General features: G+C 60.8%; 11 protein-coding genes and 1 riboswitch. Of the genes, 4 read left to right on the top strand and 7 right to left on the bottom strand.

The window, feature by feature from the left end; genetic code table 11:
• Positions 1-127: 127 nt before the first annotated feature.
• On the bottom strand, positions 128-343 hold the full coding sequence (locus ACKAMS_RS23280) for a BldC family transcriptional regulator (RefSeq protein WP_019747227.1): 216 nt from the start codon (positions 341-343) through the stop codon (positions 128-130).
• A 111-nt stretch (positions 344-454) separates the two neighbouring features.
• Between ACKAMS_RS23280 and ACKAMS_RS23275 the strand changes: the two genes are divergently transcribed.
• Positions 455-862: a RidA family protein gene (locus ACKAMS_RS23275; RefSeq protein WP_029254637.1), complete on the top strand. Its 408-nt coding sequence runs from the start codon at positions 455-457 to the stop codon at positions 860-862.
• 21 nt (positions 863-883) lie between these two features.
• On the opposite strand, the gene ACKAMS_RS23270 is transcribed toward ACKAMS_RS23275, so the two are convergent.
• The gene (locus tag ACKAMS_RS23270; protein ID WP_007734706.1) at positions 884-1,153 is read right to left on the bottom strand and encodes a DUF4235 domain-containing protein; all 270 of its coding nucleotides are present in this window, start codon (positions 1,151-1,153) and stop codon (positions 884-886) included.
• Between the two features lie 187 nt (positions 1,154-1,340).
• On the opposite strand from ACKAMS_RS23270, the gene ACKAMS_RS23265 reads away from it, so the two are divergent.
• A complete protein-coding gene (locus ACKAMS_RS23265; protein ID WP_259117294.1) occupies positions 1,341-1,556 on the top strand; it encodes a hypothetical protein in 216 nt (71 codons plus the stop codon).
• 7 nt (positions 1,557-1,563) lie between these two features.
• Here ACKAMS_RS23265 and ACKAMS_RS23260 read toward each other — a convergent pair whose 3' ends face one another.
• From ACKAMS_RS23260 to ACKAMS_RS23245, 4 genes are all read right to left on the bottom strand, one after another.
• Complete coding sequence (locus ACKAMS_RS23260) at positions 1,564-2,721, bottom strand: AI-2E family transporter (RefSeq protein ID WP_029254636.1); 1,158 nt, start codon at positions 2,719-2,721, stop codon at positions 1,564-1,566.
• A 64-nt stretch (positions 2,722-2,785) separates the two neighbouring features.
• Positions 2,786-3,262, bottom strand: a complete 477-nt coding sequence (locus tag ACKAMS_RS23255) for a hypothetical protein (protein WP_029254635.1) — start codon at positions 3,260-3,262, stop codon at positions 2,786-2,788.
• A gap of 136 nt (positions 3,263-3,398) precedes the next feature.
• Positions 3,399-3,554 carry a DUF6131 family protein gene (locus tag ACKAMS_RS23250; RefSeq protein WP_003945564.1) on the bottom strand — a complete coding sequence of 52 codons (156 nt, stop codon included), beginning with the start codon at positions 3,552-3,554 and terminating at the stop codon, positions 3,399-3,401.
• Between the two features lie 164 nt (positions 3,555-3,718).
• The gene (locus ACKAMS_RS23245; protein ID WP_029537656.1) at positions 3,719-4,120 is read right to left on the bottom strand and encodes a nuclear transport factor 2 family protein; all 402 of its coding nucleotides are present in this window, start codon (positions 4,118-4,120) and stop codon (positions 3,719-3,721) included.
• Between the two features lie 99 nt (positions 4,121-4,219).
• Between ACKAMS_RS23245 and ACKAMS_RS23240 the strand changes: the two genes are divergently transcribed.
• Positions 4,220-5,557 (top strand): DUF1254 domain-containing protein, encoded by a 1,338-nt coding sequence (locus ACKAMS_RS23240; protein ID WP_408989598.1) that lies wholly within the window; start codon positions 4,220-4,222, stop codon positions 5,555-5,557.
• A gap of 52 nt (positions 5,558-5,609) precedes the next feature.
• Here ACKAMS_RS23240 and ACKAMS_RS23235 read toward each other — a convergent pair whose 3' ends face one another.
• Positions 5,610-6,401, bottom strand: coding sequence for an SDR family NAD(P)-dependent oxidoreductase (locus ACKAMS_RS23235; RefSeq protein WP_020906486.1), 792 nt, complete (start codon positions 6,399-6,401; stop codon positions 5,610-5,612).
• Positions 6,402-6,883: 482 nt separating this feature from the next.
• Here ACKAMS_RS23235 and ACKAMS_RS23230 point away from each other — a divergent pair, with 482 nt between their 5' ends.
• Positions 6,884-7,747, top strand: a complete 864-nt coding sequence (locus ACKAMS_RS23230; RefSeq protein WP_408989597.1) for a siderophore-interacting protein — start codon at positions 6,884-6,886, stop codon at positions 7,745-7,747.
• A gap of 40 nt (positions 7,748-7,787) precedes the next feature.
• A riboswitch (cobalamin riboswitch) is annotated at positions 7,788-7,969 on the top strand.
• Positions 7,970-8,015: the final 46 nt, after the last annotated feature.

The following is an 8,015-nucleotide window of genomic DNA, read 5'->3' as shown; positions in this document are numbered from 1 at the left end:
CTGCGGCGGCGGCGGACAAGGCGACGCACTCATCATCCGCGTCCCCAAGGCGTAATTACTTCCTGCTGACCAGACAGGTCGCCGAGCCCTCATCGTGCTCGGCGACCTGTCTGTTTCATGTCGGAGGCTAGTTCGGATCAAGCGTCGTCGAGCGGTTGCGCAACAATGTCTCGATCTCCGAACGTCGGTATCTCCGATGTCCGCCAAGCGTTCTCAGAGTGCCGACCTTGCCCTCCCTCGCCCACCTGGACACCGTGGTCCTGTCGACATGGAACAGTGCGGCAACCTGTTTGGTTGTCAGCCATTCGTCGACAGATGCTGCGTGCTCTTCTTCTCGGCTCATTGACAGTGATTCGTAGCCGTAGCGTGGATGGATGGGTCCGACAATGAATTGGCAACCCCTGGCGCGCTGTGAAAGACTCGCTGCAAAACTTTACTATTCCTTGGGGAAAATATGTCGAAGTCGGTAACTCTGATCCGTTCCACATCACTCTCATCGGTCGCTGAATACGCCTATGCAGCAACGGCTCCCGCCGATGCACGGCTGATCTTCCTGGCCGGATCCTGCCCGTTGAACGAGGACGGCTCCACTGCCGCCATCGGCGACTACGCAGGACAGGCAGCCAAGGCCGTCGACAACCTGAGAACAGCTCTCTCGGACGCGGGCGCGTCCGTCACCGACGTGATCAGCACCCGCGTCCTGGTGGCGTCGAGCAATCAAGCCGACCTCGTTGCGGCGTGGGAGGTAGTCCGCGACGCGTTCGGTGATCACGACGCCCCAAGCACTCTGATGGGTGTGACCGTTCTCGGTTACGACGATCAACTGGTCGAGATCGAGGCAATCGCGGCCGTCGTCGACTGAACCGAACCGAACCGGGCGTTCCTACCGGGGATCTTCGTGAGCAAGGGCCTGGTAGCCCTTTGCCCCCGCACGATCCACAGCGGCTCGCACAACAGCGAAGATGGCTCCCTGCAGGGCTGCGGCGATCAGGACTTCCTTACTCGACCTGCTCAAATCTTTTGGCTCGGGCGCATTCTTGTCGTCACCGATGCGCTTCCACACCTGCTGGAAGACGGCACCGGCCAAAATGCCGCCGAGGACGCTCGTCGCCAGTGAGAGTGGCTTGTACATCGCTTTCGATACTGCGCTCATTGCGCGGATCCTCCATGGTTCGATTCGTACCGCCTGAGCGGGCTGACCGACTCTCACTACCCCACAGGCGAACTGTCGAAACATTGCACCGGCGCGGCGCGAAGTTGACTGTCGCACGTTATGTTCCACGGTTTGCCATTTCGCGGGCCGGGTAGGATCGTCTTAGCGAAAGAAGGTTGTGTAAGTCATGGAAAACTACAGAATCGAACTACCGGACGGTACTACGGTGATGGAAGATTTCGCCTCGGATCGCGCCGCCATCGCATACGCGGTCGATCTGAATCACGGGTGTAGCGAGAAAGTATCGGTATTCCGTATCACCGACGAAGGGGAAACCATCCCGACTCGGATGTGCCCCAAGCCGAATCCTGGTTCGCGGCGTCGCGCGCGAAGCGTCCGATAGAAACCCGTCAAGAAGCGTCGAGGCGGGGGAAGAGCGTTTCTCTTGCGAGCAACAGCAAGGCCGCAGCGACCGGAATCGCCAGCAACGCACCGACAATACCGAGCAACGCTCCGCCCAACAGGACCGCGACCACAGTCACCAACGCCGGGACCGCTACCGTCTTCCCGATGATCTTCGGAACGAGCAGGTAGTCCTCGAGCAGACGTAACGCGATGAAGAATGCAACTGTCGCCAATGCCGTTGGGACAGAGACTGTCAGGGAGACCAGGGCGACGATAACCCCTGCGATCGTGGAACCGACTATCGGGATCAGATCGAGCAGAGCGACCAGCAGCGCCAGGATCAACGGGTACGGCACGTCGAAGATCAACAACCACGCGAAAGTGCACACTGCGGTGATCACGGAGATCAGAACATTGCCGAGGACGTACCCACCCACACCTGCCAGTATCTGATCACCGATGGCGATTGCTCGGGGCCGCCGCGAATGTGGCACCAGCCGATACAGATTCGTGCGGATTCGTGGATAGTCGATCAAGAAGTACGTCGTCAGTACAGCAACGATTCCGGCGTCGGCGACTGCGCTGAACACCGCCCGCCCCGCACCGAGCAAACCCGTCGCGAGCGCAGAACCCGAACCATCCAGTTGTGTGGTGAGGTGCTGCTCGAGGTGATACTTCTCGTCGAGGTCGTTGACGATCGGGTACCGGTCACGAATGTGTGTCAGGAGTTCGGGAGCGTGCGATGCAAACTGACGTCCCTGCTCGACCAGCGGGGTGATCGCAGCAACGAGAAACAGCGCCAACATCACTGCAATTCCGAGGAGTACCACGGTGACTGCGATCCAGCGCCGGAAATGTCTCCGCTCCAGCCAGACGATCATCGGTTCGATGCCCACCGCGAGAAACAGCGCGACCACGATCAGGATCAGCATGCCTCGCGCCGCAAGCAGCACTTCGATCACCGCATAAGTCACGGCAACTCCGGCCGCGGCGCTCAGACCGATGAAGAACGGTGACCGACGGTCGAATCTCGGTCCGGGCTCACCCAGCGGCCGGACAGGCGTCGCCAATGCTGCGGCTTCGCGTTCCGCTTCCGCCATCGGATCTACGGCTTGGACTTCACTTTCGGAGTCCGGTGATCGGTCTGCGGAACTGGGATCCATTCAAGCCACCTCACGATCCGCGCGACTTCCCGGCACGGGAGTGAGTACCCGTGCCGTAGTCGGATCAACCTCGGGACCTCTCCGCTCCGCTTCGGGTCAGTGCCAGCCCGGTTCCCACAACTCCGATGATCGACACTGCGATGGCGATACTGGGCCAACCGTCGCTCTGCCAGTAGACGTCGTCGAGAGTGATCAGCAACGCGGCCTCGTCGACGATGAGCCCGAGTGCAATACCCAACGCGATGCCCATCCATGTTCGTGCGCGAGGGCTTCGGTCTACGAGGCCGAAGATCGCCACCCCGGCCAACAGGAGGATTCCCCACAGGTAATGGTGAAGGTGCGTCCCACCGGCACTGATGTCGCCGACGTCCCTGGTGTCGATCTGGATCAACCAGGTCACCAGACGTGCTCCACCGAACGTCAGTGTGAAGGCCACCCACGCCAACACCAAACCGCGGCGTGACTCGTCAACTTGATTCCATCTGCGAGGAAACCTGAATCTCTCCACAGGTTTCTCTTCCGCATGATCTCGAGAAAGCATCCTTCATGTTTACCCGACGCAGCTCAGAGCGATAATTTCGGGTAGAGACACCGAAAATCAATTGGAGAACGAAAAAGCGGTACTCGATCTCCGAAGAGATCAGGTACCGCCTTCTCAGCTACTCGCGCAGTATCGATCAATACCAGACTTTTCGTCCGCCCACTGCACGCCCGGTAGCACCGAGGATGGACAAAACTGCACCTACGACGACCAAAATGATGCCGACGGTGGTCAGAATGCTCAACCCCGTGAAAAAGCCGATCAACGCCAGAATAATGCCGAGAACAATCATGTGAGAACCTCATCCGGTATGCGCCTAGAAATGATCTACTCAACTGACGCTACTACAAAAACTTCACAATCAAGAAATCCGATAATCGACATCATCAATACGAAACTCGTATTACTACCCAATAATGTCGGCGTTAAAACATTGGCCTTTCTTTTTCTTATCCCTCACGGTTCGATGCCTTCGATCTTGGCCTCGACGGCCGGCGTGATGTGGCTCAACACGCAGCGCCAACGACCGTCTCGCCGGGCGAACACGTCGGTGGTCCACTCCTCGGCGTCGTACTGCCTTCCGTCGTAGTGCGCAGTATTGGTGATCCGCGTGGTGAAAAGCGCAACGTCACCGAAGAAACGCACGCGAGCGCGCCCGACGCGATCCATCGCCGAATGAGTCAGGTCGCCAGAGGCCACGAAACCCAGAAACTCCGCCTTGGTGGACACCCCGGACTCCGAGACGATCACCCAGTCGTCGGCCATGAAGTCGCCGATCCGTTCGGCGTCGTTCGAGCACATCGCGACGTTCCACTCGTCTGCAGTTGCAGTCAGCACCGCTGTTTCCTGATCCGACATGGCCTCTCCCTCTACCGTCGTCACCCTCGGCGGGTGATGCCTCGACGGCAGGGTTCCCGCAAGGTGGACGTCGAACCGACGAACTACGAGAGGGCAGAGATGACAGACACCAGTCGCACCGAGCTTGCAGCTCAGGCGTACATCTACGGATTTCCCCTCGTTTTCAATCTCGACCAGGTCCATCGGTACGTTCACGACGGTGTCGGAGCGAACCCCGCCGCACCTTTCAACACCTTCAGTCACGCCCGCACACTCGCCGGCCCGGCAGATACTTTTGTCACGATCAACAACGACACCGTGTATTCCATGGCGCAGATCGACCTTTCTGTCGGCCCCGTTGCGCTGCACGTCCCCGATACCGATGGCCGTTACTACGTCCTCCAGTTCGTCGACGCCTGGACAAACAATTTCGCTTACGTCGGGCACCGTGCCACCGGCACCAAGAGCGGAGACTTCCTTCTCGTCCCACCCACCTGGACCGGAACCCCGACCGCCCAGACCACAGTGATCAGATTTCCCACGACCGTTGCATCGATCGTCGGTCGGTGGGCGTGCGGCGACGACGACCTCCCCGCCGTGCATGCCTTGCAGGACGCCACCACCCTGACCGTCGTCGACTCCGCCGGGGCTCCGGCCGGTCTACCGGTCCCCGACTCCGAGGTCAGCCAGGACCTCCTCTTCCTCGAGAAACTCCGCATCTGGTCGCAGGCCTTTCCGCCGGCCCCGCGCGATCGAGAACTCCAGGATTCGTTCTCACCGATCGGAGTCACCGAGCACGGGGCCTCTCCCTATGTATCGCTGTCTGCCGACGACGCTGCGGCGCTCGCAGACGGGTTGACCGCCGGAGAGAAGAATCTGCACGAAGCACTCACGCACGGCTCCAGCCCCGAGGCCAACGGTTGGAAGCTGACTTTCCACGCCTTCGACTACAACCTCGACTACTTCGAGGTCGGTGCAATCGACGATCCACAATTCAAGATCGCCGATCCCAGGTTGCGAATCATCGAACGAGCGGCGGCGGCCAAGGGCGGGCTGTGGGGCAACCACCCCTACGAAGCGGCGTACATCATGACCTACGTCGACGATCAGGGAACGCAATTGAACGGAAACCGCACCTACACGATCAGACTCGACCCCACTCCGCCGGTGAGCGCCTTCTGGTCGCTGACGATGTACTCGGTGCCGGACTTCTTCCTCGTGGCGAACCCCATCGACCGATACTCGATCGGCGACCGCACTCCCGGCATCGTCCACGACGCCGACGGTGCGTTGACGATCACGATCAGTCACGAGGAGCCGAAAGATGCCACGGCGAAGGCGAACTGGCTCCCCTGCCCGCGCGGAGACTTCCGACCGGTCCTGAGAATGTACGAACCTTCGCCCGCCGTACTCGATCAGTCCTACGTCGTCCCCGCTATCACTCGCTCGCGAGAATGACGGCTCACGTCTGACGGCCTGCCCCAGGCCAGGCCGTCAGACGGACACAGAATCAGGCGTGAGTGCCGCCGTCCACACGGATCTCCGTGCCGGTGATGAAAGCACCATCGTCGGAAGCCAGCATCGCGATAACTCCCGCAACACTTTCCGGCCCGGCCATGGGAGCACCACCGGACTCCAGATCAGTGCTCAGAATTGGCGACAGCTTGCCGAAGAGCGACCAGTCGGTGTCTTCCGGCAGGTACGACGCCGTGGTGTCGGTGATCCCGCTCTTCACACTGCCCGGAGCTACCGCGACGGCGCGCAGACCCTGCTTGCCGTATTCGAGAGCCAGTGCGTGAGTGAAGGACTGGATTCCTCCCTTACTCGCCGCATATGCGGCCATGTACGGGTGCGCGAAGGCTGCGGAGGTGGAGCTGAAATTCACCACCACTGCGTTGCCGGTGGCCAGGAGAGCTGGCAGTGCCTGACGAGTGACGAGGAAGGTGCCGGTCAAGTTCACGGAGATCACCTGATTCCACAAGTCCAGTGAGGTCTCGTGGGTGTGCCCGCCTCGCAATATCCCGGCGGCGTTGACCAGTACGTCCAATCCCCCGAGAGCCGAAATTGCCTGACCCACAACCGTGATGACGGAACTCTCGTCACCGATATCGACGACGACGGTGTCGAGACGACCCTCCGTCGAGGCATGTTCAGCCGACCTCCGGGTGTCTGCCAGACCCTTCTCGGAGATGTCGGCAGCGACCACGCGGCCACCTTCGGCGAGCAACCGCAGCGCGGTGGCCTGCCCGATTCCCGATCCTGCGCCGGTGACGAGAATACGACGACCTTCGAAACGATTCAATGCTGTGTACCTTTCACGAAAACGAGTTGGCTGGTAATCCAGGCTCGGCGGCGCCGACACTCACAACTCACCCGCGAGAAACTTCAGGTACGGGAAATACGCAGCACTGCAACAGGTGTGGCACTGCGAAATCTCAGCGAGGTAATGCTCGCCGAAGTGGCGAATGTCAGACGGATCCGGCCGGTGCGGCCAAGGCTCTTTCGATCCAGACAAGACCAGAGGGGCGGCGGTCGATCGCCTTACGCCCCCGGCGGAATGTCGCTACGCCGAATCGGGCCGTGCGCAGTGCACGGCCGGAATCGAGAGTACAGCGGCGTATGGACATCACAGGCACCGTAGCAGCGCGAGTACAAGTCGCTCAAACGCGTTGTTCGCGACGCAGGTTTGATTCAGGTAATCAGATGTCACTTCTGGACAACTGTGCCGACTTAGGCAGCACTAACCTGATGGCATCTCGAAAACCCGATCCAGGAGCACAGTCGATGACACATGCAGACGCCACGAGCACAACAACTCCCCCTCCCCGGGCGAGCGTCCTACGAACCGCTGACCACAATCGCGGACTCAACGACGTTCTCGCCGTCGTCGAAGCAATGGAGCGACCGAGCGACCACCTGCTGCGGATCACGGCTCGTTTGACGGAGTCGACCGACGATCCGACCTGGTCACGCCCGAACGTCACCGTACGAATGAATCTCGGGCCCAATTTCGACGACGCTTCGCGTGTGTACACGGTGCGTTCCTACGATTCCGCCACCGGATCGATCGTCATCGACGTGGTCCTGCACGGACAGACCAGCCCGATGATGAGGTGGGCAGCGGCGTTGACCATCGGTGACACCTTCGGTCTCACCGGTCCGCGACCACACTTCTTGGTCCCCGACGTTCCAGGTCGACGGATCGCACTTTTTCTGGACGGCACCGCAATACCTGCGCTGTACTCGATCATCGAGCAGCTACCTACCGACGTGGTCGGAATCGGCTGGGTGACAACAGATGACGAGGTCGCTTTCGCCGAACTGCCCGCCCTCCCCGGCCTGGAGCTTCACCGCGTAAGCGCAGATCTCGCCGAGCCCGACGGCCCACTGGCGGTACGAGCACGCGAGCTCGCCGATCCCGCGAGCTACGTCGTGTGGGGAGCCGGTGAACGCAACGAGATGCGCGCAATCCGTAAGCACTTTCGGTCGACCGTCGGACTCGACAAAGACGACGTCGCGATATTCGGATACTGGAAGCGCGGCATCAGCAACACCGAAATCGACCTCCGTCGGCGCGAGAACTACGAGCGCATCCTCGCCGGCGGTGGAACCCTCACCGACATCGACGACCTGGCCATCGAGATCTGATCGCGTACACCGGCCGACCTGACCGGCCGTGCACTGCGGTGATAAGTTCCTCTGTGCCAGCGGACCTCCACACAGGGGGTCAGGGAATCCGGTGTGAATCCGGAACTGACGCGCAGCGGTGAGGGTGACCGCCCGGGCTTACGCCACTGGATGAAAATCTGGGAAGGCGCTCGGGTGGGGCGATCTCGAGTCCGAATACCGGCTGGCAGCAGGGGTCAACAGGCGCCTGTTCACACGGTAACGGGCTCCGCGAACGAGCCCCTGCGAG

The organism is Rhodococcus sp. 5A-K4, assembly GCF_046097995.1.
In the GTDB taxonomy this organism is placed as follows: Bacteria; Actinomycetota; Actinomycetes; order Mycobacteriales; family Mycobacteriaceae; genus Rhodococcus_F; species Rhodococcus_F erythropolis.
The sequence above is the reverse complement of the archived record's forward strand: the minus strand, read 5'-3'. Positions and strand labels throughout refer to the sequence as shown.

Coding starts and splice junctions, on each gene's coding strand:
- ACKAMS_RS23270 (WP_007734706.1), bottom strand. CDS start 1,153: ATGAGCGCAGTATCGAAAGCGATGTACAAGCCACTCTCACTGGCGACG.
- ACKAMS_RS23265 (WP_259117294.1), top strand. CDS start 1,341: ATGGAAAACTACAGAATCGAACTACCGGACGGTACTACGGTGATGGAA.
- ACKAMS_RS23275 (WP_029254637.1), top strand. CDS start 455: ATGTCGAAGTCGGTAACTCTGATCCGTTCCACATCACTCTCATCGGTC.
- ACKAMS_RS23255 (WP_029254635.1), bottom strand. CDS start 3,262: ATGCTTTCTCGAGATCATGCGGAAGAGAAACCTGTGGAGAGATTCAGG.
- ACKAMS_RS23260 (WP_029254636.1), bottom strand. CDS start 2,721: ATGGATCCCAGTTCCGCAGACCGATCACCGGACTCCGAAAGTGAAGTC.
- ACKAMS_RS23250 (WP_003945564.1), bottom strand. CDS start 3,554: ATGATTGTTCTCGGCATTATTCTGGCGTTGATCGGCTTTTTCACGGGG.
- ACKAMS_RS23280 (WP_019747227.1), bottom strand. CDS start 343: ATGAGCCGAGAAGAAGAGCACGCAGCATCTGTCGACGAATGGCTGACA.
- ACKAMS_RS23240 (WP_408989598.1), top strand. CDS start 4,220: ATGACAGACACCAGTCGCACCGAGCTTGCAGCTCAGGCGTACATCTAC.
- ACKAMS_RS23230 (WP_408989597.1), top strand. CDS start 6,884: ATGACACATGCAGACGCCACGAGCACAACAACTCCCCCTCCCCGGGCG.
- ACKAMS_RS23245 (WP_029537656.1), bottom strand. CDS start 4,120: ATGTCGGATCAGGAAACAGCGGTGCTGACTGCAACTGCAGACGAGTGG.